Genomic DNA, 23527 nt, shown 5'->3' on the forward strand with positions numbered 1-23527 from the left:
TTTTTGTGTATGCTTTTGCTCTCCAACCCCGCGGGGGCGGAGGGCGATGGCACGGTCGACGAGCTCCTGCCGCCGGTCGGCAGCGCGCTCGTCGAAGCCGGCCAGAGCCGCTGGGACGCGGCCGCGGCCGATGTAGAAGTGTTCGCTGCGCTGTGGCGCACCGCGAACACAGGCACGCCGGACCCGGCACTCGCCGGTCCGGCTGCTGCCGTTGACGCCGCGCTTGCAGACGCGGCGAAAGCCCTTGCGGCGGGCGGCGGCGAGCCCGCCAAAACCGCACTGTCCACGCTCGCGAGAAGCGTGGACGCGTACGTCACCGCCGCCTCCGGCACGGTCGGCGGTGACACTGGAGCCGCCGGACGCGAGACGGCGGCGAAGCTTTTGCCCGCGGCGGAACGCACGCGGGATGCGGCGCGCAGCGCCGACTGGAGCGCGGCAGCGGCAGCGTACCGCGACATCGTCAGCGGATGGAAGCCGGCGGAGCGCAACATCCGGGCGGACGATTCCGCCGTCTACAGCCTGCTGGAGACGCGAATAAGCCTGCTGCGGATTGCGCTGCAGGCTGAACCGCTTCGCGAGGCATCGGCGAAATCGGAAGCAGAAGCTCTGTATCAACTGCTGGCTGATTACAGTGAAGGCAAAACCATTGACGCTGGGGATACTTCCAGTGAACCAGCTTCTATAGAGGGATTAATCAGCTACCTGAACAAAGCATCCTCCGCTGCCAAAGACAATAACAGCACAGAGGCCGCTAACATCATGGAGCAATTCATCATAGCCTGGCCTTCTGCCGAAGGGCAAGTCCAGATCGCCTCACCAACAGTCTACAACAATATCGAAAATGAGAGTGCGGCTGTCACAGGTTACCTGCTCTCAAATCCGCCTAAACTGGATCAAGCTTTAACCATCATGAACAATATGCTTAGCGAACTAACGCCTTTGGCTGGTGAAACCACTTATAATGCTTGGGATGCCGCTTTGATTCTCTTGCGCGAAGGGCTTGAGGCTATTCTCGTCTTGTCAGCTCTTCTTGCTTACCTGAAACGTGATGGGAACGCCAAAGCGCAAAAATGGATCTGGTCCGGTGCAGCTGTCGGCCTCATCGCAAGTATCGGATTGGCTGTTGTGCTCACTTATACCATTTCTCGGGCAGCTTCCGGGGGAGCACGGGAGATGATTGAAGGAATTACTGGTCTTGTCGCAGTAGTTATGATGCTCACAATCGGACGCTGGTTACATAGCAAATCAAACACTGCAAATTGGAACAACTACGTGGGTAGGCAAGTTGATGGCGCGCTGGCCAAAGGAAACCTTTGGTCACTGTCCTCCGTTGCAGCGCTTGCTATTTTACGTGAAGGTGCAGAAACTACAATTTTTTATGTGGGCATGGCTCCATCCATCAAGCTGTCTCAATTACTGCTTGGGATTGGATGTGCTCTGATTATTCTTGGTATTGTAGGTTATGCAATTATTGCCTTGAGTGCAAAATTACCGATTGCCGCCTTCTTCCGTACAGCTACAATTCTGATTTATTACCTAGTATTCCGCTTTCTTGGGGAGAGCATTCACTCGCTTCAGGTTGCCGGCAAACTTCCTGCACATGTACAAGAGGGCTTGCCTTCAATTAACTGGCTTGGCATGTATCCCACTTGGGAAACCTTGCTTCCACAGCTGCTTGTCCTGTTGTTTATTGTGTGGGAGCTGTTTCGGAACAGATCGCCAAAGGCTTCACGAACAGCTTAGTTTTATTAATACAATAGATATACCGGTCCGTCACGCCCTTGTGGTTACGCCGGTTTAGTCCGGTAATCTCTTGCATTTACAGTCTAATTTATGAAATGGATTCCATAGCAAGCTTTTTATTTGGGAGGTAATTTGCGGACAATATGATAAAATAAAATGACTATACACAAGCACCCAAGGGAGGCTGTTTGTACTCTAATGGCTAATATTAAAGAAATTGCCCGTATGGCTGGTGTTTCCGTGACAACAGTCTCGCGGGTGCTCAATAATCACCCTTATGTAAGTGAAGTCAAACGAACCGCAGTCCTAAATACTATTGAGAAATTAAACTACACGCGTAATATGAACGCCGTGCATCTGATCACTGGGCGGACTCAAGCTATAGCTGTTATTATTCCGTATACCAACTTATTTTATTTCTCAGTCATTATTGCAGGCTTGGCTCAAGAAGCACTGCTGGCTCAATACCGGCTCGTTCTCTGCCAAACCGATTATCGTACGGAAGAAGAAATTAAGGTGCTTGAGATGCTGCGGAACAAAGAAATTGACGGTGTAGTTATGGTCTCTTCAACAATGAGCTCAGAAGCTATTGAAGAATATACAGCTTATGGTCCTATTGTGGTATGTCAGGATAGGGGAGAACGCCAATTTTCTTCTGTATATATTGAGCATTATTCTGCTTTTCGCAGCGGCCTTCAATATTTGAATGATAAAGGTTACCGCCATATTGGCTACTGTGAAGGAAGACCACACGGCAGCAGCAGCTCTATCCGACAAATTGCCTTTAGAGACTTTCTAGAAGCTACAGATCAGCCTTACAATGATGAATGGATGATCTATAACTGTCTGACCGAAGAGGACGGTGCCCGCGTACTTCACCAACTGCTGCAGATGAAGAATCGTCCTGATGCCCTGATTATTTCAGCAGGCGATCATATAGCGGCTGGTTTAATCATCGAAGCTTGGAAAAAGGGCATCCGCATTCCTGAGGATCTGGCCGTCATCGGATTTGATGATCAGCCTATCGGCCGAACGTTAGGTCTGACCACAGTAGATAATCAGTTAACTGAAATGGGCATATCCGCTTTTCGGATTATCTATGATCAGATCCAGCGAAATGATGGACAACCCGTTCACCGCAAGCTTGAGTACCGTATTATAGAACGCAATACAGTATAGTATAGTATCCTTTTCATCTTATATCTCAGTAATTACATCATTTTAACGGTCCACTTTGCAGCCTTCTGCGAGTAGACCGTTTTTTATTTTTGCATATTCCCCTTTAGTATTCATTTTTATCCCTTGCTTCCGAATGGAATTTGTTTTATCCTAAATATGAAAATAATTTTCTGCATTTAGTTAATAATCATAAAAATAATTTCAATACCCCATTGAAACGAGGTGGATGAATGGATGTCCCCAATACTGCATGCACTCGAGCATGAGAAGGCCAAGCTCTCTCAAATGGAACGAAAGCTGGCTGAACGAATTCTCTCCTCACCAGGCGAAATCGTTCATATGGGCATTACAGAATTAGCAGAACAATGCGGAATAAGCCCGGCAACGATCACACGTTTCTGTAAGGTGCTTCATTTTAAAGGCTTTCCGGATTTCAAGGTGAAGCTGGCAGCAGAAATTGCTCATAGTGATGCCGCGCCGCAGGATGGTGGCTCTTCTTATCAAGATATTGTAGCCGGCAACCCACTCTCCGTGATTGTGGAAGCGATGCAGACGAACCATCTGACCTCCATCCGGGATACTACCTCACTGTTAGATCTGGAGCGATTGCAGGTAGCAGTTCATTTATTGTGCCAAGCACGCCGCGTTGATCTATACGGGATGGCGACCTCTTCCATTGTCGCTCAGGATTTCTATCAGAAGCTGATCCGCATAGGCGTAAATTGTACTGCTTTTGCTGATTCCCATATGCAGATTACCTCTGCTTCATCACTCACCAAAGGTGATGTCGTATTTGCAGTATCCTATTCGGGAGAGACTCCCGAGACCATTGATGCCTTGATGTGTGCGAAGGCTAGCGGAGCAAGCACTATCGCACTAACCTCTTATGGCAGCAGCACCTTGGCTACTCTGGCGGATATCCCCCTATTCTCCTCATCTTTGGAGAAAGGCATGCGCCGGGGAGACATGGCCTCACGCATAGCTCAGCTTCACATCATTGATATTTTGTTCACTGGAATGGTCAGCACCCGTTTTGGGGATTTTATTCCTAGACTGGAGCAATCTTATCTCAATGTCCAACAATACCGAAACAAACGAGGAGGACAATCCTAATGAATATTCTAAAGTTCCATAGTGATGAAGATTTCGTACAAACGGGTGCGAATCTTATTGCCAGCCTGCTGCAAAGCAATCCTAAAGCCGTGCTCGGTCTTGCGACCGGAAGCTCCCCAGTTGGGGTTTATGCCAAATTGGTTGAAATGCACCAAAAAGGACTTGTGAGTTTCTCTAAAGCAACTTCCTTTAATCTGGATGAGTATATCGGCTTGCCTGTCGACCATCCACAGAGCTATCGCAGTTTCATGAACGAGCAATTATTTAACCATATAGATATTGATCCAGGACAGACACATATCCCTAACGGAAACGCAGCGGATATGGAAGCAGAATGCCTTGCATACGATAAAATGCTGGAAGAAAACGGACCCGTTGACTTGCAGATTCTCGGTATTGGCAGCAACGGCCACATTGGATTCAACGAACCCGATGCTAACCTCAGCAGCAAAACCCATGTCGTCGACCTGCTTGAAGATACCCGGGAAGCAAATGCTAGATTCTTTGACAGTTTGGATGAGGTCCCTCGGCAAGCGATCACAATGGGCATTGGAGGCATCCTAAAAGCACGCCAAATCCTCTTATTAGTTCGTGGTGCCGGCAAAGCTGAAGCCATCCGCAATGCTGTTGAAGGCCCGATTACAACCCAATGCCCTGCATCTTTGCTGCAGAGCCATCCAAATGTAATCGTTCTCGTAGATGAAGGAGCAGGCAAATGGCTGAAATAAATAAAGAACTAGAACAGTTGCTGTTCGGTAAGGTACTGACTCCCCAAGGTTTAATTGAGCACGGTGTGATTGCCGTATCTGGAGAGCAGATCCACTATGCTGGCGATGCGGCTTGGCTTCCAGAGCGTTACGCGCATTGGCCTGCCAGTGGTCAAGCAACGGATCTTCTGATCCCCGGATTTGTAGATGTACATGTTCATGGTGGAGCTGGCCACGACTTTATGTACAGTGATACTGAATCGCTGAATGCCATCACTAAGTTCCATTGTTCCCAAGGAACAACAACAATGCTGGCTACAACCATGACCGCTTCCAAGTCTGCTATTGACCAAGTATTCTCCGAAGTCAGCGCTTATCGCGCTGCTGAAATGCCTTACACACAAATCGCAGGCATGCATTTGGAAGGACCCTTCATCAGCCCTAAATGGTCCGGCGCACAAAATCCAGAGCATATTGTTCCTGCCAATATTGAGTGGCTAGCACAATGGGAGAACGATTATCCAGGAATGATCCGGCAAGTCACGCTTGCTCCGGAACGTGAAGGTGCCCTCGAAGCTATTCTCTGGCTGCGCAAGCACGGTATAACTGCAGCGCTCGGGCATACGGATGCCTCCTTTGAAGAGGTTATTGCCGCAGCAGATGCTGGACTTAACCAAGCTGTGCATATGTTCAATGCGATGACACCCCTACATCACCGTAAGCCTGGAGCGGCTGGAGCTATTTTGTTCGATAAGCGCATTCGCGCAGAGATTATAGCCGACGGGATTCATGTTCATCCCGCAGCCATTTCTATATTGACCCGTCTCAAGAAAGAGAACAATTTATTACTGATTACTGATGCCATGTCTGCAACTGGACTTAGTGATGGTGAATATACAATCGGTGATTTACCTGTACTCGTTCAAGATGGCATCGCTACCCTTAAAGATAATCCCGCTGCTCTAGCTGGAAGCACACTAACGATGATTCGCGGCTTCCGTTATCTGATCCAAGAGGTAGGACTCACCTTGGAAGAGGCCTCCCGCGCTGCAAGCCTTACGCCAGCGGCGTCCATTGGAATGGAACGAAGCATTGGCTCCTTGGAGGCTGGAAAACGCGGCGATATCCTACGCCTTGATGCTGAATTTAATATTCGCGGCGTATGGATCGGCGGACGTCCAATCACCACTTAATAAAATTAGCTCCAAACAAAAAAGCAACAATTCTCTCCAGATGGTGAGATTGTTGCTTTTTTATTTAGATCACAAAATCATTAATAATTACGTGTTGGGAAAATTCGTTCAACCATGGTACGGAATTCATCCACAAATCCTTTTATCGGATGACCGGCACGAGCCTCTTCAGCATAAACATTGGCGCGTTCCACGAAGTCAGGATTTGCTGATACGTATACATCCTTAATTCTCGCATCATGTTTTTTAACTTCTGCAGCAATTTTATCTTTAATTGCTTTGGTAACTGTTTCTGTTTCTCTTGTATTTATGGTGTTATTTGTGTTATTCGTGCTATTGGTGTTGTACATATGCGTCGAATTACTTCTGTAATTCGTATCATGGGTACTAGGAGTGGTACTGCGCATGCCCATTCCCATTCCAGTTCCCATACCTTTTCCCATCCCCATATCTACATCATGTTTCGAGCCATTGCTGTTCAGAAGAGGACCATTATTATAAGTATGGTTTCTTGTCGTACCTGTTCCCATAGTACCTGTACCTGTTCCTGTTCCCAACATATCCGCTCCCAAATTCCCCATGCCATTGATTCCATTTCTGGTTGCCGGTCCAGTACTTGTTGTACCAGGAACTGTATTTACAGTACCTTTTAAGGCTCCGTTCATACCATTGGTTACGGCTCCAGTATCATTCATTCCATCACGGCCAATTTTCACTCTTCCTGTACCAGACATTACGCCAGTCGGGCCGTAATTGTGAGGAGTGGTTGAGGATTTTGCCCGATACGATGGAGTCCCTTTGGCACGCAGGCCAGCAGTTGCATCATTTAAAGTTACTGCTACATACGCGCTTTTTCCTGCAAGCATTACATTCGCTGAGCGGACTTCAGGCATTGCAGCAATCCGGTCTGCAAGCTCCTGACTAACTTCCATCTTAGTGATGTTATGCGTGCCACCGCGTACGGAATTCACACCAATACGCCCATCATTTACTCCCCGGACACTATTGGTTTGCACATTCGATTTTTCTGCCGTATTGGTTCCACACCCTGTAATACTCACCAAGCCGAGAAGCAATGCAGCTGAGACTGACATACTGATCTTGGATCGCAACATGAATTCATCCTCCATCTCTAATGTTGTATGTGTGCAGTGTACGATCGTTAGGATGACCTTCTGAAGAACAAGCTATCCTGAAAGGATTTGGAACTATGCCGCTTTGACCGTCACCCGCGAGTGCAGATCGGCGTATCTTATAAACAGTAAGCCATATCTCAACAAGTCGGTATTACTCCGCAAAAGTCAGGAGGCTTGTGCATGAAAGTTCTATTTACGTTTTATGTACCGAGTGGCGGGGTGGAGACATTAAATAAGCTGCGATGTGAAAGTCTCCAGCGAAGTGGAATCGAATGCCATGTTTTATATCTAATGCCGGGTTCAGGCCAGAATACGACCAATTTTCCGGTATTTGTCTCATCTTCAGATGAAGAAATTAAAAATTTGCTGGAGACCCATAATTACGATGCCATTATTGTTACATCTGATTATTTATTACTGAAACGTCTGCGTGAACTTGGTTACCGCGGTATTATGATATACGAATCTCAAGGCCTTGGAAAACGCAGTCATGCGGAAACTCTGATCAGAGATGCCGTCCCTTATTTACGTTCTTATTGTAATGCAGTACTAATCCCGCCAACCGATCATTTATTGGAGCTGTTTATTGAAATCTGTCCCTGGCTGCATCGTTATGTAATTCCGAATATTGTTGATGTCCAGTCCTTTCAGCATATCCCTGCTGAACCTCCCGCTAATCCGGTTATCGCTTGGGTAGGCCGGCTAGAGAGCAATAAAAATTGGCGGGAATATTTGAGAATCGCCCATGAAATTCGCCTTTATAAACCAGATATTCATTTGTGGATGTTCCATGATCCTAATTTAGCCGCAGAGGATCAGAAACAATCCTTTCAGGAGGAGCTACACGCCCTAGGGCTGAATGATCGTCTAAGTACTTTTACCAATATTCCTAATCATGTAATGCCCATTTATTATTCCTCGATCGCTAATTCGGGTGGATTCCTGTTAGCTACCTCCATTACAGAAGGATTTGGATATGCTGTTGCCGAAGCGATTTGCTGCACTTGTCCAGTACTTAGTACAGATTCCGATGGTGTCAGATCCTTTATTGTTCATAATGTCACGGGTAAATTTTACCCGCTTGGCAATATTCCAACTGCCGTCAACGAAGGACTGGAGCTTATGAACAATATTCCTCTGCGAGAGGGTCTCCGCCAGCAAGGAAGAGGATATATGGTCTCACGCTTCGGAACCGAGAAGTATGCGCAATCTTTTCGTGAAATGATGAATTCCTATGCCATCTTCTAACCGATATCATGCAAAAAAACCTTCAAGCCACTTCTCACGTGGTATTGAAGGTTTTTTATATTTTAAGGACATATTATTAAGAGTTCCTCGCTACGATCTCAAACAGTGCATTCTGAAACAATTGTGTGCTTTTTTCCCAAGTGAAATGCTGTGAATCCTGCTCCCCCTTACGAGCCAGCCGCTGGCGTAAATCCGGGTCTTTAATTAAGGTTATGATATCATCCGCGAGCCGATTCTCAAACCGGTAGGACATTAAGCAGTTATGGCCATGCTTGCCATATTCCATATTCCCACCGGAGTAAACAGTAACGAGTGCTGCTCCACAACGCATAGCCTCGATGCCTGGTAACGATCCCGTATCATACGTACTTGAGCTTACAAAAATATCGCTCTCACTATAATGGTAACAAAGCTCAGTATCATTTGCAGGAGTCCTTATATGATATCGTTCGTCCGCTAATAAAGTTTGCAGGGTAGTCGACTCAGCAAATTCACCAGGAGGAATGATCAAATAAAGTTCAACTTCTGGATGAAGTCTTCTGACCCGATTTAACTGTTCAAGCAAATAGTCTTGTTCACGATGGCCTGAGAATCCACCCTCTGGCTTTCGCATAACCGCGGAAACTACAAGCTTATTTTCAGGTTCACGAATGTTCAAATTTCTAAAAACAGGATTCACACCAATGGGCACGATTGTCCCCTTAATCCCATGATTCATCTGGACGATTTCTTGCTGCCAACGGGATAGTACAAGCAGATTGCTGGTTAAACTATAGGATGCAAAAGAACGGCTATTGTCAGGTAAAAAAGTGGGCTCGTAGCAAAGCGCTAAACGAATATGAATCCCTTTTCCCTCATTACTTGCCTGCTGCGATACCTCGACTGTGGTATAAAAGTTGGAGACAATCACGTCCCCCACTGGAAAATCGCTGGCCGACAAATCACCATCTGCCGCATAACGCAATTCACAATTTATCTCGTATTCAACGACACCATCGCTGGGCAAGAGGATCGTAATTTCATGACCGATCTCTGACAGACGATTAGCCAGTTCTGCCAGCATCCGTTGTGCTCCGCCCCTAGATAGAGTTAGAACAGGAAATATTAATTTCATTCCCCTCTCTCCTTTAGCAGCAGATGCGATAGAACCCCATGATGTTTTGCTTGTACCAGTTCTATCTCTCTTTTCTGCGCCTCACTATAAATCACTGAGCCCATCTCTTGATGCACTCGATAATCAAGCTGCGGATACTCAATATAAGACCAGCTAAAATGCGGTAAAATACGCAGCCATAAATCATAGTCTTGAGTATATAACAACATTTCATCGAACGTTCCTACAGCACGAAATATATCCATATGAAGAAGAACTGTACTCCCATTCACCGGACAACCCAACATCATAGTCTCAATAAAATGGGCTCTGCTGCTAAAAAGCATACTTACCGTATCTGAGATCCGTTCTCCCTGCTCATTTATATAATAATAAGCTGTATAGTTAAACAAAGTACCCGTACTTTTGAGCTTTTCTATTTGGTTTTTGATTTTATCCGGGTGAAATTGATCATCTGCACTGAGCCAGGCAAAATACGTTCCGGTAGCCACTTCTATCCCTTTGTTCAAAGCAGAAGCCGTCCCTCCATTACTCTTTTGTATATAAATGATTCTGTCACGGAAGGGGGCCAACTTCTCCAGCCATAGGGTAGAACCGTCATCGACTACAATAAGTTCTATATTCGGATAGCTTTGATCCAAGACACTTTGGATGGCGAGATCCACATACGAACAGTTATAAAATGGGATGATCACCGATACTTTAGGTTCTTCACTCATACGCGCTCACCTCCTTCACCCGGAGCTCAACTTTTATACTGTTTTACAAGCAAGCAGGGCATCTACTGGTGCATGGCCCTCCCCGAATGCTTCACGAAACGATGGGTTTTGGGCATGATGGAAACCTTTAAGTACCGTTACCTCATACCCAAGTGCAATAAAATCCTCCGGCTCCCATCCGCTCCGATGCTTTTGAAAATACTCTCCCTGCAAATGATAATGATCCATACCCTCCTGTGGAAAAAAGCCCCGAGGGGTAAATACAACTACTCGGTTATTGGCGATTCTTTCGGCCATCCCTAGCAGAGTCTTCGCTTCATTTTTATTAAAGTGCTCTATTGAATCAATAAAGGTAACCGCTGAAAATGTTTTGGGGAGGAATAATTTATCCATATGACTGGCATCTGCATGTACCGGAATAATATGAGGTGACTTATATTGACGATGCAGCAGGTACGGCCTGTGAATTTCTAATCCAAGCACTACTGCGGCTTCATATCGTTCAAGCAGGGTACCGGTGCCGCTGCCGATATCCAGAATACTCTGGCAGAATTTCAACTGTTCCAGTAAGACTGGCAGAAAGTCATTCACTTCAATTTCCCGGTACATTACCTTCAGCCCCCCATAGAAGAAATCAAGTGCTGCAGCGAATTCTTGTAGCGGGCATTGGTCGCAGCTGCCTCTGCCATAATTACATCAAAATATTTGATCGTTCCCATGCCCTCATGCGTCCGGTAAGCTGTGAGGGATTGATTCAACATCACCGGTGGATATCCGTTCAGAATGGCGCGGAACCATAAGTCATAATCATGGGTGTAAGGAAGTGATTCATCAAAAAGCCCGATGGCTCCAAATACCTCTCGTTTAAACATCACTGTACAGCCATTAATGGGATTACCGTGTAAAAAACAACGTAAGTAATCCAGGTGACTAGGAAACAATGGCGCAGCATTCAGCTGAACCAGCTGCGATTGAGCGTTAATATAATTAAAGTTGGTATAGGAGATTAACAAGTGGTTCTGCTCCATGAACAGAACCTGATTGTTGATCTTATCCCGATAAAATAAATCATCCGAGCTAAGCCAGACCACATAGTCACCCGTTGCATTCAATATGCCGTGATTCAGTGCGGAGGCGGTTCCCCCATTGCCTTTGCCCAAATAATGAATTCGGGAAAGATACGGTGTAATTAGATTGCTATGGGCATGCGAGCCGTCATCGACAACAATGATTTCGTAAGGTTCCCAAGACTGGGAGAACGCACTTTGCAGGGCGTGCTCAATATAAGGACAATTATAAAAAGGAATCACTACCGAAACCTTCGGTCTCATAACAACCTCCCCTCCCCGCTAACTCGGTAATAATTCAGAATATCCATTAACGATTGGTTAAGCCCAATTTCCGGAAGCCAGCCCAGTGAAGTCACATCAGCCTCAGGGGTTGATGCTTCTGAATGAACCTTCTTATCCGCTGTGGCTGCGATCTCTGAAATAGCCCGTTCAGCATCTGCAGGTCCCCAGTCCATTGGCACTGGACCTACAGAATGACTGAGCAACTGCTCCGCGATCTCCCCGAGTTCCCGCTGCTTCCCCGAATCGATGCGATAGATGGTTCCATTTGTACCTTTACGCAAAATGTAATCATAAGCTCTAACGGCATCTCTTACATCTAAAAAATCACGCAGCGCATAACGAGAAGAGAGCTTAAATGGAGGTATTTCCTCTTCTGGCTGGCCTTCACTTCGGACAATGTGCTGTGCTAATAAAGAGCAGAAGCCGGTGGAAGGACCGGGACCAATCAGATTACAGGGCTCAGCCAGCAGAACCGGCTGTTTAAATAAGGTGCCCCAAGCGAGGGACACCAGCTCTTCTATTGTTTTGCTAAGACTGTACGGGTGTGGTGGCCCAGCCACCATACCCGGTTTGAACTTAAGTCTGGAGCCAGCCACTAGAATCCGACTGCTCGGCAGGCTTCGCATGGCCTCCAGTAAATATAAGGTGGCCATCACATTGGTCTCCATATAAAGCAAGGGATTAAGCCATGACTCGGGTACGGAGTTCTTCCCAGCCAAATGAAGGACAGCGTCCGGTGTAGTTTGCTTGATCATCTCAGCTACTGCTTTCCGGTCACTTAAATCACAAATATATATCTTTACTCCTTCTGGAAAAAGAGTGGAGGCAGCTGTCGATTGCGGCCGCAATACAGCGATAACCTCAGCCCCTCCTGCCGAAAATAATCGAACGGCATGTTGCCCGGTAAATCCACCGGCTCCGGTAATCAGAAGTCTTTGACCTGTCATAAATACATCTCTGACTGTTTCATCCAGTCAGCCAGTTCCTGCAGCATTAAAGGATATGAAGGCAGCGGCAAGAGGACATCCGCTCTTGTATTCACTAGTGTACGATCCTGAATATGTTCATCCTCAGGGATGATCTCCACATTTTCTTTATGAAAAGCCGCCTGAATATGCTGAAGCAGCTCATATTTACTTACCGGCTCTGGATGCGCTAAATGGATTAGCCCCGATACGGGGGAATCCAGCATTACATCCACTGCTTTGGCTAATTGGAGCGTTGTGACCCCGTTCCACATCACCCGCCGGTATCCTGAAACTTTACCACTCTGCGCCAGGAACCAATCCATCAGACCAATACCGCCTGAGCGGATTTCGGGACCAATAATGGAAGTGCGAATCGTAAGATGCCCGGGTTTTTGCACCTCACCGAGACTTTTCGAAATTGCATATACAGAGGTTCCATCAGGAGCATCCTCTTCGGTGTACCCTCCGCGTGTTCCTTCGAACACGCAGTCGGTACTGATATGAATGAGCCTTGCCTGAACATCCTCCGCCTTTCGCCACAAGTGATGAGGGAGAAAGCCATTCACGTGGTAAGCCCCAATTTTGTCACGCTCCGCGAATTGATTGAGAACCCCCATTGCATTGATAATGCAATGAGGGGAAACGATATCGACCAGCTTCTCAACTCCGGCTATATCGTTCGCATCTACATACAGCCCGCCAAGATCGCTCTTATCCCGGGTTGTATGGAAGACGTGATGCTTGCCCTGGCGGCGAAAATAATCCGCCAGCATATGCCCCGCCATACCGTTTCCACCTAGGATAAGCAGCTTCATTGCAGGAACCCTCCCCGGATCAAGATGCTTTTGATCTCTTCCCGATCCATCAGATTCGTCTCTGAACTGAAGCTATTGAAAGAGACATGAGGATAAGCGCTATAATGTGCCTTTAATTCCGGCATGTTCAGCGTAGGGAGAATTACTAGATACTGTTCATCGTAGACAACGGTAGTTAAGCTTTCGAAATCGCTCATCAGAATCTCGTGGATTTTCTCCCCCGGACGAATCCCGGTCTCAACAATACTCACATTGGACTCTCCGGAAGCCTCAATCAGCACCTCAGCAAGATCGATAATTCGGCAGGTAGGCATAGTCATGACGAAGATTTCTCCACCCAAGCTAACCTCAGAAGCTTTAAATAATAACGTAATAGCATCGCGTAGGGTAAAAAAGAAGCGGGTCATTTTCATATCCGTAATGCGTACCTGACCCTTATCTTTAATCTGCTTCATGAACAAATGCACTACGCTGCCGTTCGTTCCGAGCACATTACCTCCGCGTACAGTAACGAACCGGGTGTTTGAGCCAATCAGATTGGCATAAACGAACAATTTCTCCCCGATCGCTTTGGTCATTCCATAGAAGTTGGATGGGTTCGCAGCCTTATCGGTAGAGATGTAAATTGCTTTCTCAACGCCATTTACAATGGCAGCTTCGATCACATTTTGAGTTCCCACTACATTGGTTTTGAGTGCTTCATAAGGCTGATCTTCACAGACTGGAACATGTTTGAGCGCCGCCAGATGAAAGATGTAATCAACGCCACGGCAGGCTGCAATCAGCGCATCCTTGTCACGGATATCGCCAATGATAAAGCTGAGACGTTGATCTTCAAACTCCCGGCTCATCGCCACTTGAGCGGATTCACTGCGGGAGAATACGATGATTTCCTTAGGATTTTGTGGCAGAAGTTGCCTAATCAGCTCATGCCCCCAGGAACCAGTTCCGCCTGTGACCACAATCCTTTTATTATTGAACATGCAGGTTCCCTCCAAGCAAGAATTTAACTACCTTGACCGAAACATCCGGAGTCATGTATCCTTCCGGTGCCTCCCAATCCCGATTGAGCGCCGTCATCAGCTTGACGCTGCGCAGAATACTTTTCTGATCTACACCTGAGACTACATTGCTGCCACAATCCACTGTTTCTGGACGTTCCGTCGTTCTGCGAATCGTAACTGTTGGCACTTTCATCAAGCAGCATTCCTCCTGTACAGTCCCGCTGTCGGTGATGGCACATAAGGCGTGCTGTTCCAAGTAGACAAAATCAAAAAATCCGAAAGGTTCATGAAATTCAACTAGTGGGTTCATTGGAAGGGAAAATTGCTCGGTAAGTTTGGAGCGAGTGCGAGGATGAATGCTGCATATTAAACGAATTCCAAAATGCTCAGCCACTGCGTTAAGACCCGACATAATTTGTACAAGGGACTCTGGATCATCTACATTCTCAGCACGGTGGGCCGTGACTAGGAAATACTGTCCTGCGGTAAGCTTCAGCTGCTCCAGAATGTCGCTGGTCTGGATTTTGTGCTCAAAGTGGGTCATGACCTCATGGATCGGATTTCCTGTTAACACGATACGCCTGCTAGGGAAACCTTCGCTGATTAGATGTCTTTTGCTCTGCTGCGTATAAGGCATATTAATGGTCGAAACGGCGTCGATGACACGGCGGTTTTTCTCTTCTGGTACTTGGAGGTCATAGCAGCGGTTGCCCGCTTCCATATGCACCACCGGAATTCCCATACGTTCAGCCAAAATCGCGCATAACGCGCTGTTCGTATCGCCCAGAAGCAAGACGCGATCTGGCTGTTCTTTTAGTAAAATGCTTTCTAGCCCTCCGAACATGGCGGCAAGCTGGCCGCCTAGTCCTGCTTGTTTATCCTGCAGCACATAATCCGGTGCCCGCAGTCCCAGCTCAGCAAAGAAAATGCCGCTGAGACTGGCGGTGAAGTTCTGGCCTGTATGCACCAGGATGTGCCGCTCAGCATGTTCGTCGAGAAGCGGAATGATTACACTGAGGCGAATGATTTCAGGCCTCGTGCCTAAAATCGTCATGATCTTCATGAGTTCACTCCCCTGCCTGTTTAATTATGGTCTGACTTGGCTCAGTCAGCGGACTGTGCTCTGGTTGCTGGATTGAGCTCATTGAGCGGGAAATGTACCGTTCATTTAGCTCAAGTTGCTGGAATGAGCTCATTTAGCGGGATTTATACCGCTCATTGGGCTCAGATTGCTGGAATGAGCTCTTTTTGCGGGAAATGTACCGTTCATTTGGCTCTGGTTGCTGGATTGAGCTCATTTAGCGGGATTTATACCGTTCATTTGGCTCTGGTTGCTGGAATGAGCTCTTTTTGCGGGAAATGTACCGTTCATTTGGCTCTGGTTGCTGGATTGAGATCAATGAAGGGCATTTTTGCCTCTCTTTGTGCTCAGTTAGCCGAATTCGACGCATTCGAGGGCATATATGCCTCTCTTTGCGCTCAGCTTGCCAATTTCGCTGCAATCTAGGGCAGATATGCCTCTCTTTGCGTTCAGCTTACCGAATTCGACGCATTCGAGGGCATATATGCCCCTCTTTGCACTCAGCTAGCTGAATTCGACGAAATCTAGGGCAAATATGCCTCTCTTTGCACTCGGCTAGCTGAATTCGACGAAATCTAGGGCAAATATGCCTCTCTTTGCGCTCAGCTTGCCGAATTCGACGCATTCGAGGGCAAATATGCCTCTCTTTGCGCTCAGCTTGCCGAATTCGACGCATTCGAGGGCATATATGCCTCTCTTTGCGCTTAGCTTGCCGCTTCGCTGCAATCGAGGCATTTACGCCGCGCGCCGCCGTCCACCGCGGCGGGCCCGGCGGCGCTTGCCCCCGGTGGTGCTGCGCCGCCGGGCAGAACCTTTACGCCGCTTGCGAGCAACGCGGCGCAAAACCAACGGACGCCCGCTTCGCCGGCGCGCCCGGGCTTTGCCGCGCCGCTTGCGGGCGACGCGGCTTGGCAGGCCCTTGCTTCGCGCCGGCAAAGCCGGCGACGCTGCGGGTAAATCAGGCTGGACAGCAGGTGGTTCCACCACCACCACGCTGTCAGCCTCGTGCACCGCAGGTGCGCTGCAATAGCGGAGGTTCCACATCTCCGCAAGACCCTGCAGGCGGCTCCGATAAGCCGCCGGACCATAGACGGCGTCGACGCGCTCCCGCGCTTGACTGCCTAGAGTCAACGCTAATCCCGGCTGCGCCAGCATGACGTTGACTCTTTCTGCCAGCGCGGAAATGTCCGATGCTGGCACGAGATTTTCGCCACAGCCCGCTGCGTGCAGAATTTCTCGCAAGCCCCCAGAGTCGTAAGCGACCACGGGCTTTCCAAAAGCCATTCCTTCCAAAGCAGTCATACCGAAGCCTTCGCGGATCAGACTAGGAACCACTAGCACATCCATGGCGCAATAGGCAGATGGAAGACATTCAGCATAACCAACAAATTTAAACCGGGTGTACAGTCCCTCAAGCTTCACCTTGCGGACACAGCGCTCATAGTAGCTTTTATCGCCAGCTGACCCAATGACAACAAATTTCGAGCTTGGATGAACCGCGTGCACAAGCACAGCCATTTTCACAAAATGTTCTAGACCTTTTTCTTTGTTGATAAAAGAAGAAATATAACCGATCAGCTGTTCATGCGGTTTAACCCGCAATTCCCGCCGCCGTTCGCTCCGAAGCTTGCTCCAAGCCTCAATCATCATCTCTTTATCATTCCAAGAGGGAGGCAGCTGGATCACTTTTTCCGCTCTCACGTCCTCTGGAAAGCAAGCTGCAGCTGTTTGTGAAATAGCTAGTATCTCATCACTATTCCGATGAATCAGCCCTACACTAATAGGTGTATATTCATTGTCTGTTATCGTCTCTGATATTTTCCATATCACCGGAATGCCCAGTGACTTTGCAGCCATTGCTGGCAGAGCATGCACACAGGTACTTGTAATAACAAACGCCGGGCGCAGGGAATTCAGCCAGTCTGTTAATTCGTGATACTCCCTGCTTTCCTGGAATTTCTGAGCATCTGCCTCCAACCCTGCATAAGGAGTGTACATTCCATATAAAAGAGGAATCGAAAGCAACTGTACACTTATTCCACAGCTTCGAGCCTGAGAAGTCAGCTTGCCGTCCTGAGGCGCAACGAGAATACAATTAAAGTACGGAGAAAGCTCCTGAGCGAAAAACAACAATAGCTTCTCCGCTCCCGTAATACTGCGTGTATTGGATACATGTGAAAAGAGGACGATTGTAGCTTTGTCAGCCATGGCGTTTCGGCGCTCCCTAACGAGGGGCCTGGAGCAGCCATTCACCTCCTTAAAAAATTTACAAACTTTGCGCTAATTTCTATCCTTCGCAGTAAAACTCTCTTTGAAAATGGTCGCTCCTGTGACTCGCAACATCGCTTCCGCTTCGCTCTAGAATCTCGTCAGTCAATTTCAATTCGCTCCCGAGCTTCCCCCTTCACTTCCACTCTGCTCTCGAATCTAGCCAGTCGCTTCCGCTCCGCTATACAAGCCCGCTCCAGACGTTGCTTCTTTTCATCAGGCCACAGGCATAAGCTGAGGTTCGGTTCTACAGTATATCGAGGAAAAACAGATGCCGGCACGACACCTGTCCCCTGGTAAGCGCACATTTCCGTTCCATTTCCGGGCATATGACCTAGCCATAAATTACTGTTAACAGCTGGTGTATACGTTTGGTGTAGGTGTGATCCTTAAGCGTCCGTTCAAAAGCGCGCAGGGCAATCGCACGGCGTTCTTCCTCATGAGTCAGGTAATAACGGATTTTATCCATCATTTCTTGAGGGCTTGCAAAAGTCTCAATTTCTTCCCCAGGTTTGTAGAAAGATCCCATATCATCTCTGGCATCCACTAATTGCAGCGTACCCGTAGCCGCGATTTCAAAAGTACGCGGATTAGGAGATACCGCCGGAATCGAAAGCGTATTGTTGTTCACTACTTCATCAATGTGCGAGCGGTGGAGGTTAATGACGATTTTGGATCCGCTGTAAGCTACCGCTGTTTCCTGTGGTGACATCCACTTGCCAATCTCAATTCGATCTCCATAGAGTGCCGCCTCAGGCAGACGGTCCCACCAGATGCCGTTAATCACCGTGTTATAGTTCATCAAATCCGGAAGAATCTCACGGAAGAAATTAACCCGGTTCCAATAGGCAGAGCCAATAAAACTAACTTCGCGATTCAATGGTGAACGTGTTGTAGTTGGACGGTAATGCTCGCGGTGAGCGGCAAAAGGAAGATAATGAACTTCAGGGCAGCCAAGTCCCTTATAAAAATCAATACAATTACGCTCAAGCGTGAACACAAAATCGTAATGCGCCACAATTTTAACTGTAAAATCAGTGTAATAAGGATCATCTGTAAGCCAAATGGCTGTCTTAATCCCGCTAGCCCGAAGAACGGAGATCTGCTCAAGCGGTAAATCCATACCATCCAGCACAAGTACCAGATCCGGTCTTTGAGCGGCGGCTAACTCCACTAAGTTTTGACGCACATCTGTTATCGTGACTTGTGTGGTTAATTTTTGCAGCGCGTAGAGGACTGCATCGTCTAATGGAGAGTAGGGATATCCTTTACCAGAAGCCACATACATTACATGAATATTCCGTACAGGAAATACTTCTTCTGGCCGACCATCTAAAATCGCAAGCCGTCCCCGTAAATATCCCTCATCATATCCGCCCTTAAAACCACTCAGACGACCACGAAGCTTTTCTTCCTCTGGAGGTGTCAGTGGTAGCGGTGGTGCAGGCATAATAAATTCATTGTTGTTTATCATCATCCTCGCTCCTTTATCCCGTTATAGATTTCATACACTTGAAGCAATCACATTCAGCAAATGAGGCAAACGCGCAGTGAATGTATGGTTCCGCATGGTTGTCTGTAGTCCCCGTAAAGCGTAAATTCGGCGCTCTTTTTCATGCTTCAGATAGTACTCAATCTTCTCCTGCAATTCCTTAGCAGAGCCAAAAGTATCCAAGTCATAACCTGGCCGATAATAATTGCCCAGATCCTCACGAACATCCGTAAGCTGCATAGTACCGCAGGCACTGATCTCATAAGTACGTGGGTTGATAGAGCGTGATGGTAAACGGAAGCTATTCCGGTTATCCTGCCCCTCCTCCCACGGACGGTGAATATTAATGACTAGCTTTGCACCACTGTAATAGTTCGCAGTTTCCTCAGGCGGGATAAAGCCATTGCTAATAAAAGGGGCAAGCTGGTCATAAGTCGCAAGCCGTTCCCAGAAGCCGCCAGCGATCAGCACCTTCTTATCCTTTAGATAGGGGGCAAGTTCATCAAACAGCGCTGTCCGATTATGAAATGCATTGCCAATAAACACAATGTCGTACTTATACTGCGGTGCCGTACGGCGCGGATAGAACATCTTTGGATTGACGCAAAGCGGTAAATAATGAACGGATGGAACTCCAAAGGATTGATAAAACTCCACACAACCGAGCTCATGCGTAAAGACGTGATCATAATGCCGGCAGATCACTGAAGTATCCTCTGTAAAATAAGGATCATCCACAAACCAGATCGCAGTCCGAATGCCCAGCTTTCTGATTTCTGTAATCTGTTCTAAATGATTTTCCGGAAAAACATGCAGTCCATTCATAACCAGCACTGCCCCGGGCATCTCCCGAGCCGCGGTCTCCAGCATAGTTTCTGGAGTGCTTATCACAAGCTCACTTACAAGCTGCTGAAGCGCCTCAATTACCCCAGTATCGATTGCATGGAACCCTTGAGGAACATACATTAGCTTAAATGGCCGACAGGCTTCGACCTCTACAGTACTCCGACGCTGCACAGCCTCACACATGCCGAGACGATATCCTTCGTGATAACCGTCGCGATAATCTCGCGGACGCTTGTGTTTTCTCCTTTTTGCTTTCACGGCCTTCACCCTGCCCCGTTGTATTCTCAAGACAGTATAACTATATGCGGAGTCAGCACTCGCCTCATGGACATCTGTCATTACTAGAACTAAATTGGCAGATGTACCCTGTCTTTTGCCCGGCTTGCCCGAACCCCGTCAGATTTCATCCACTCGCTGGATGCTGTTATACTATAAAGGACTAGCTAGAGGCACTAAACTTGTCATCTCTGTCCAATCTGTCCGAAGATGATTACTTTTTGAAATTCACAAGGGGGGAACTATGAATAACACCACGTTGTATTTGCGACACGCGGAGCTGCTGCGTGATCTGGTGCCATCCTTTCAAACCTATCCATTTCATCTGCCTGCTGTTCGAACGCTGGATCGCCTGACTTTTCAAAAACCAGTGACCTTTCTTGTTGGAGAGAACGGCACAGGCAAATCAACCTTGTTAGAGGGAATTGCTGCTGCTTGGGGCTTTAACCCTGAGGGTGGAACGCTAAACTTTTCTTTTAACACTCGTTCCTCGCATTCGAATCTTTATGAGTATTTTAGAATTGCTAGAGGGGTTAGACGGCCGAAGGACGGCTTTTTTCTGCGTGCGGAGAGTTACTATAATGTGGCTTCTTATATTGATGAGTTGGATGAACAACCCGGTGGCCCACCGATCAAAGACTCCTACGGAGGCAAATCTCTGCATGAGCAATCCCACGGAGAGTCTTTTTTAGCTACATTCGTTCACCGTTTCGGCGGCCGCGGTCTTTATATCCTCGACGAGCCTGAAGCAGCGCTTTCCCCCTTACGTCAAATGTCTCTGCTGGTGCGTATGCATGAGCTGGTCGGGCAAGATTCACAATTCATTATCGCAACACATTCCCCCATTCTGATGTCCTATCCCGGCGCTGAAATTTTTCTCTTGGAGGGGGAGGGAATACGGTCCGTCGCCTTGGAGGAAACCGAACATTATACCGTGACCAAAGCGTTTATGAACGATCGTCAAGGGATGTTGCGTGAGTTATTTGAAGATGAATAAGCATACACGACTTCGACGTCCCTTTAAGGACGGTAAGCGTTTAAGCGAGAAATATAAGGATATTTACAACATGGAACATATAAATTCTTATATTTTTGGCTATGTTAAATTCTAATGTTGATATTTGACCATAAGAAAACCGCCTTCGTTGAAAAGGCGGTTTATTGCTAGCTATCGTGTCCCGTTAGCGCAACGACTTACTCTGTTGAATTTCGTGTTCCTCAACATAAAGCGGCATCAGAGAAGGCGGATCGTACCTTATCGCGGCCTTTAAACGACAAAATGGTGCCGATAGCCATAGCCCCATAGCCGCAACGAAATAATAAGCCTAATCCGACAGTGCCCGCATGATGTTGGATTTCGCCTCTGCCGCAATTGCTTCATTCCCGTCATCGACCGCTTGCATTAAGATCAGTATGGGGATGTATACCGCGATTAGCCGCGCCAGTAGCTTCGTTTCCTCGTCCGCTCCTCCGTACGTTTCGAAAAACACGCCGCGAGCGTAAGGTGGTAAAAAGCTATAAGCAACGCTCAAATCGCAAGCCGGATGGCCTACGCTCAGATCGCCCCAATCAATGATGCCGGAAACGATCCCGTTCTCATTCACAAGCATATTTTTGAAATGAAGATCGCCATGTAGCAGTGCATTCACCGCCTCGACACGGTCCTTTTGCAGCCTGCTAATATACGCTTCGATCACACCGGACTCCTCCGGCGACAAGTGTTCAACCACCTTCGATAGAAAGCCCTCCAATTTCACTTTGCGCGATGCTATGTCCGTCAAGTTTCGATGATCTTGCTGAACTCCGCACTCCAGCGCCGCCTGCACCGGAAACTCATGCAATCTCCGCAAAAATTTCGCCAGCGTCTCTGCCGATAAAGCCCGGCGTTCTTCCGTCAAACCGATTGGGAAATCTCCTAGCACGTAGTCATAGCCAAGAAATGGTGCCGGGTATTCGTCACTTGCTTCGCCATAAAACAACGGTTTCGGATAGGGGATGGTTATATATGTCTCCAGCTTTGGCAGCAGCTTCCCTTCCATACGAATCGAGCCAACTGCAATCGTTCTTCTTGGAAACCGGAACACGTACTCGTCACCGATGAGAAAAACCGTATTGTCCCAGCCCCAGCCCAATCGCTTCACTTGCTTCGATGACAGCTGAGGGAATTGTCTGCCGATCAGCGTCCGCGCCTGCTCTTCGTTAACCTCCCACTCCGCATCCCATACATTCGTTCCTCCCATGAATTGTCTGCCTCCTCGTTCCTTACGTTATTTAGATGTTTACATTCCCTAAAAGTGAAGCGATCCATCCATTTCTTCAAGCGGCTGTGGGTGCTGTTTACGTTTTGGATATGGTACACGCCTTTCACACGTTGTTTTCCGTCGGTCTTGAATCGGTAATGAGTCATGCCTTTTGAATTCGCATAGGAGCTAAATGCCCTCCATGAATCAGTGCATAACACGTTTGAGTCAGATAGATGACCACCAATCGCTTCGTCTAATTTTGTAATCCGAATACGTCCACGCCCAAGTACGCCAGAGTAAGTCATTTTCTGACGGTCACGGGCAACCAGCACGCACACTTGATCGTGGCTTATACCACGATATTTCGCTTTGCCGCCACGTTTACGTGGCTTGCGTTCGGTAATATTCCGCTTGCCCTTTTCCGAGTAAAGAAAGTAGGTCTCGTCCATTTCAACAATATCTTGAAATGCTTCGGTTGGAATCTGCTTCAGAGCGGAAAGAATCTTATGCCGCCAGTAAAACAAGGTGACATGCGTGACTTCATCGTTTAACTGCTCTGCACATTTTCTCAGAGAAAAGCCCTCAATCATGCATTCGATAAAACGAACCCACATATGAGGTCGCCTCATTCGTTGCAGAGGGGTGTTCGTAAGGTCATTGAATGTTTGGCGACAGGACTTACAACGGTAACGTTGACGTTTAACCTCTCCAGTGCGTGTTCTTACAGCCTACTTTCCAAATCGAACAACAGAATGGTTTTTGCAATGCGGGCAAACAAGTCCATCTTTATGCTTCTGCTCTTGAATTTCATCAATCGCTCGAACTGGAAGTGCCACTCCCTTGGTTCGGGACTGCAAAAAGTAGATAAGTTCTCGCTTACCATTATCGTCCAACGTATCAGCAAGCTTTTTCAGTTCCTTTAAATCCATAGGCAAATCATCTCCGAACAGTTATATCGCCCTTATTATAGAACACTTGTTCGTAATTATGAAATATCAACAACAAAGTTTAACATAGCCATATTTTAAAA

22 protein-coding genes and 1 pseudogene are annotated in these 23527 nt (G+C 47.5%); 8 read left to right on the forward strand and 15 right to left on the reverse strand.

The genetic code is table 11. The features are described 5' to 3' along the window. The first annotated feature begins 138 nt into the window (after positions 1 to 138). The 5 genes from NST25_RS25470 to nagA all read left to right on the forward strand — a co-directional run bounded on the left by NST25_RS25470 (position 139) and on the right by nagA (position 5935). Positions 139 to 1743, forward strand: a complete 1605-nt coding sequence (locus NST25_RS25470; RefSeq protein ID WP_339188347.1) for an FTR1 family protein — start codon at positions 139 to 141, stop codon at positions 1741 to 1743. 198 nt (positions 1744 to 1941) lie between these two features. Then, a complete protein-coding gene (locus tag NST25_RS25475; RefSeq protein ID WP_076130419.1) occupies positions 1942 to 2922 on the forward strand; it encodes a LacI family DNA-binding transcriptional regulator in 981 nt (326 codons plus the stop codon). A 234-nt stretch (positions 2923 to 3156) separates the two neighbouring features. Continuing rightward, positions 3157 to 4035 carry a MurR/RpiR family transcriptional regulator gene (locus tag NST25_RS25480; protein WP_339188350.1) on the forward strand — a complete coding sequence of 293 codons (879 nt, stop codon included), beginning with the start codon at positions 3157 to 3159 and terminating at the stop codon, positions 4033 to 4035. Further along, positions 4035 to 4763, forward strand: a complete 729-nt coding sequence (nagB, locus tag NST25_RS25485; RefSeq protein WP_076130421.1) for a glucosamine-6-phosphate deaminase — start codon at positions 4035 to 4037, stop codon at positions 4761 to 4763. The genes NST25_RS25480 and nagB overlap by 1 nt, the downstream gene beginning before the upstream one ends. After that, the gene (nagA, locus tag NST25_RS25490) at positions 4751 to 5935 is read left to right on the forward strand and encodes an N-acetylglucosamine-6-phosphate deacetylase (RefSeq protein ID WP_339188353.1); all 1185 of its coding nucleotides are present in this window, start codon (positions 4751 to 4753) and stop codon (positions 5933 to 5935) included. Before nagB ends, nagA begins: the two co-directional genes overlap by 13 nt. Before the next feature lie 80 nt (positions 5936 to 6015). Here nagA and NST25_RS25495 read toward each other — a convergent pair whose 3' ends face one another. Beyond that, entirely contained in the window at positions 6016 to 7050 is a 1035-nt protein-coding gene (locus NST25_RS25495; protein WP_076281923.1) for a YhcN/YlaJ family sporulation lipoprotein, read from the reverse strand. Positions 7051 to 7251: 201 nt separating this feature from the next. Between NST25_RS25495 and NST25_RS25500 the strand changes: the two genes are divergently transcribed. Continuing rightward, positions 7252 to 8319, forward strand: coding sequence for a glycosyltransferase family 4 protein (locus NST25_RS25500; protein WP_076219322.1), 1068 nt, complete (start codon positions 7252 to 7254; stop codon positions 8317 to 8319). 76 nt (positions 8320 to 8395) lie between these two features. Here NST25_RS25500 and NST25_RS25505 read toward each other — a convergent pair whose 3' ends face one another. Genes NST25_RS25505 through wecB form a run of 8 tightly spaced genes read right to left on the reverse strand, consistent with a single transcriptional unit; the run spans position 8396 to position 15354 of the window. Then, positions 8396 to 9433 (reverse strand): glycosyltransferase family 4 protein, encoded by a 1038-nt coding sequence (locus NST25_RS25505; protein ID WP_339188356.1) that lies wholly within the window; start codon positions 9431 to 9433, stop codon positions 8396 to 8398. Beyond that, positions 9430 to 10152 (reverse strand): glycosyltransferase, encoded by a 723-nt coding sequence (locus tag NST25_RS25510; protein ID WP_339188359.1) that lies wholly within the window; start codon positions 10150 to 10152, stop codon positions 9430 to 9432. Before NST25_RS25510 ends, NST25_RS25505 begins: the two co-directional genes overlap by 4 nt. A 33-nt stretch (positions 10153 to 10185) precedes the next feature. Next, positions 10186 to 10761, reverse strand: a complete 576-nt coding sequence (locus NST25_RS25515; protein ID WP_076141519.1) for a class I SAM-dependent methyltransferase — start codon at positions 10759 to 10761, stop codon at positions 10186 to 10188. Between the two features lie 5 nt (positions 10762 to 10766). Further along, positions 10767 to 11483, reverse strand: a complete 717-nt coding sequence (locus NST25_RS25520) for a glycosyltransferase (protein WP_076130428.1) — start codon at positions 11481 to 11483, stop codon at positions 10767 to 10769. After that, complete coding sequence (locus tag NST25_RS25525; RefSeq protein WP_339188363.1) at positions 11480 to 12451, reverse strand: NAD-dependent epimerase/dehydratase family protein; 972 nt, start codon at positions 12449 to 12451, stop codon at positions 11480 to 11482. Before NST25_RS25525 ends, NST25_RS25520 begins: the two co-directional genes overlap by 4 nt. After that, positions 12448 to 13287 carry an SDR family oxidoreductase gene (locus tag NST25_RS25530; RefSeq protein ID WP_076130430.1) on the reverse strand — a complete coding sequence of 280 codons (840 nt, stop codon included), beginning with the start codon at positions 13285 to 13287 and terminating at the stop codon, positions 12448 to 12450. The genes NST25_RS25525 and NST25_RS25530 overlap by 4 nt, the downstream gene beginning before the upstream one ends. Next, positions 13284 to 14270: a polysaccharide biosynthesis protein gene (locus tag NST25_RS25535; RefSeq protein WP_036679704.1), complete on the reverse strand. Its 987-nt coding sequence runs from the start codon at positions 14268 to 14270 to the stop codon at positions 13284 to 13286. Before NST25_RS25535 ends, NST25_RS25530 begins: the two co-directional genes overlap by 4 nt. After that, entirely contained in the window at positions 14260 to 15354 is a 1095-nt protein-coding gene (wecB, locus tag NST25_RS25540; protein WP_076195127.1) for a UDP-N-acetylglucosamine 2-epimerase (non-hydrolyzing), read from the reverse strand. Before wecB ends, NST25_RS25535 begins: the two co-directional genes overlap by 11 nt. Before the next feature lie 81 nt (positions 15355 to 15435). Between wecB and NST25_RS25545 the strand changes: the two genes are divergently transcribed. Then, positions 15436 to 15798: a hypothetical protein gene (locus tag NST25_RS25545; RefSeq protein ID WP_340392744.1), complete on the forward strand. Its 363-nt coding sequence runs from the start codon at positions 15436 to 15438 to the stop codon at positions 15796 to 15798. Between the two features lie 309 nt (positions 15799 to 16107). Here NST25_RS25545 and NST25_RS25550 read toward each other — a convergent pair whose 3' ends face one another. The 4 genes from NST25_RS25550 to NST25_RS25565 all read right to left on the reverse strand — a co-directional run bounded on the left by NST25_RS25550 (position 16108) and on the right by NST25_RS25565 (position 20245). Then, a complete protein-coding gene (locus tag NST25_RS25550; RefSeq protein ID WP_339188370.1) occupies positions 16108 to 17580 on the reverse strand; it encodes a glycosyltransferase family 4 protein in 1473 nt (490 codons plus the stop codon). 161 nt (positions 17581 to 17741) lie between these two features. After that, positions 17742 to 17921 carry a hypothetical protein gene (locus NST25_RS25555; RefSeq protein WP_340392747.1) on the reverse strand — a complete coding sequence of 60 codons (180 nt, stop codon included), beginning with the start codon at positions 17919 to 17921 and terminating at the stop codon, positions 17742 to 17744. A gap of 53 nt (positions 17922 to 17974) precedes the next feature. After that, positions 17975 to 19090 (reverse strand): glycosyltransferase, encoded by a 1116-nt coding sequence (locus NST25_RS25560; RefSeq protein ID WP_076134266.1) that lies wholly within the window; start codon positions 19088 to 19090, stop codon positions 17975 to 17977. A 54-nt stretch (positions 19091 to 19144) separates the two neighbouring features. After that, positions 19145 to 20245 (reverse strand): DUF3880 domain-containing protein, encoded by a 1101-nt coding sequence (locus NST25_RS25565; protein WP_076098583.1) that lies wholly within the window; start codon positions 20243 to 20245, stop codon positions 19145 to 19147. A 253-nt stretch (positions 20246 to 20498) separates the two neighbouring features. Here NST25_RS25565 and NST25_RS25570 point away from each other — a divergent pair, with 253 nt between their 5' ends. Then, a complete protein-coding gene (locus NST25_RS25570; protein WP_076130435.1) occupies positions 20499 to 21251 on the forward strand; it encodes an AAA family ATPase in 753 nt (250 codons plus the stop codon). Between the two features lie 328 nt (positions 21252 to 21579). On the opposite strand, the gene NST25_RS25575 is transcribed toward NST25_RS25570, so the two are convergent. Then, on the reverse strand, positions 21580 to 22494 hold the full coding sequence (locus NST25_RS25575; protein ID WP_076280494.1) for a phosphotransferase: 915 nt from the start codon (positions 22492 to 22494) through the stop codon (positions 21580 to 21582). Positions 22495 to 22520: 26 nt separating this feature from the next. Continuing rightward, a pseudogene (locus tag NST25_RS25580) lies at positions 22521 to 23426 on the reverse strand (IS1595 family transposase); the annotation flags it as partial. Between the last annotated feature and the right edge of the window lie 101 nt (positions 23427 to 23527).

Origin of the sequence: Paenibacillus sp. FSL E2-0190, assembly GCF_037992965.1 — a bacterium.
Taxonomy (GTDB): Bacteria; Bacillota; Bacilli; order Paenibacillales; family Paenibacillaceae; genus Paenibacillus_AQ; species Paenibacillus_AQ odorifer.

Bases quoted from the DNA above. Each gene is read 5' to 3' on its own strand.
- NST25_RS25510 (WP_339188359.1), bottom strand. From the start codon at position 10,152: ATGAGTGAAGAACCTAAAGTATCGGTGATCATCCCATTTTATAACTGT.
- NST25_RS25525 (WP_339188363.1), bottom strand. From the start codon at position 12,451: ATGACAGGTCAAAGACTTCTGATTACCGGAGCCGGTGGATTTACCGGG.
- NST25_RS25500 (WP_076219322.1), top strand. From the start codon at position 7,252: ATGAAAGTTCTATTTACGTTTTATGTACCGAGTGGCGGGGTGGAGACA.
- NST25_RS25535 (WP_036679704.1), bottom strand. From the start codon at position 14,270: ATGTTCAATAATAAAAGGATTGTGGTCACAGGCGGAACTGGTTCCTGG.
- NST25_RS25560 (WP_076134266.1), bottom strand. From the start codon at position 19,090: ATGCCTGCACCACCGCTACCACTGACACCTCCAGAGGAAGAAAAGCTT.
- NST25_RS25570 (WP_076130435.1), top strand. From the start codon at position 20,499: ATGAATAACACCACGTTGTATTTGCGACACGCGGAGCTGCTGCGTGAT.
- nagA (WP_339188353.1), top strand. From the start codon at position 4,751: ATGGCTGAAATAAATAAAGAACTAGAACAGTTGCTGTTCGGTAAGGTA.
- NST25_RS25495 (WP_076281923.1), bottom strand. From the start codon at position 7,050: ATGTTGCGATCCAAGATCAGTATGTCAGTCTCAGCTGCATTGCTTCTC.
- wecB (WP_076195127.1), bottom strand. From the start codon at position 15,354: ATGAAGATCATGACGATTTTAGGCACGAGGCCTGAAATCATTCGCCTC.
- NST25_RS25550 (WP_339188370.1), bottom strand. From the start codon at position 17,580: ATGGCTGACAAAGCTACAATCGTCCTCTTTTCACATGTATCCAATACA.
- NST25_RS25505 (WP_339188356.1), bottom strand. From the start codon at position 9,433: ATGAAATTAATATTTCCTGTTCTAACTCTATCTAGGGGCGGAGCACAA.
- NST25_RS25575 (WP_076280494.1), bottom strand. From the start codon at position 22,494: ATGGGAGGAACGAATGTATGGGATGCGGAGTGGGAGGTTAACGAAGAG.
- NST25_RS25530 (WP_076130430.1), bottom strand. From the start codon at position 13,287: ATGAAGCTGCTTATCCTAGGTGGAAACGGTATGGCGGGGCATATGCTG.
- NST25_RS25480 (WP_339188350.1), top strand. From the start codon at position 3,157: ATGTCCCCAATACTGCATGCACTCGAGCATGAGAAGGCCAAGCTCTCT.
- NST25_RS25515 (WP_076141519.1), bottom strand. From the start codon at position 10,761: ATGTACCGGGAAATTGAAGTGAATGACTTTCTGCCAGTCTTACTGGAA.
- NST25_RS25475 (WP_076130419.1), top strand. From the start codon at position 1,942: ATGGCTAATATTAAAGAAATTGCCCGTATGGCTGGTGTTTCCGTGACA.
- NST25_RS25520 (WP_076130428.1), bottom strand. From the start codon at position 11,483: ATGAGACCGAAGGTTTCGGTAGTGATTCCTTTTTATAATTGTCCTTAT.
- nagB (WP_076130421.1), top strand. From the start codon at position 4,035: ATGAATATTCTAAAGTTCCATAGTGATGAAGATTTCGTACAAACGGGT.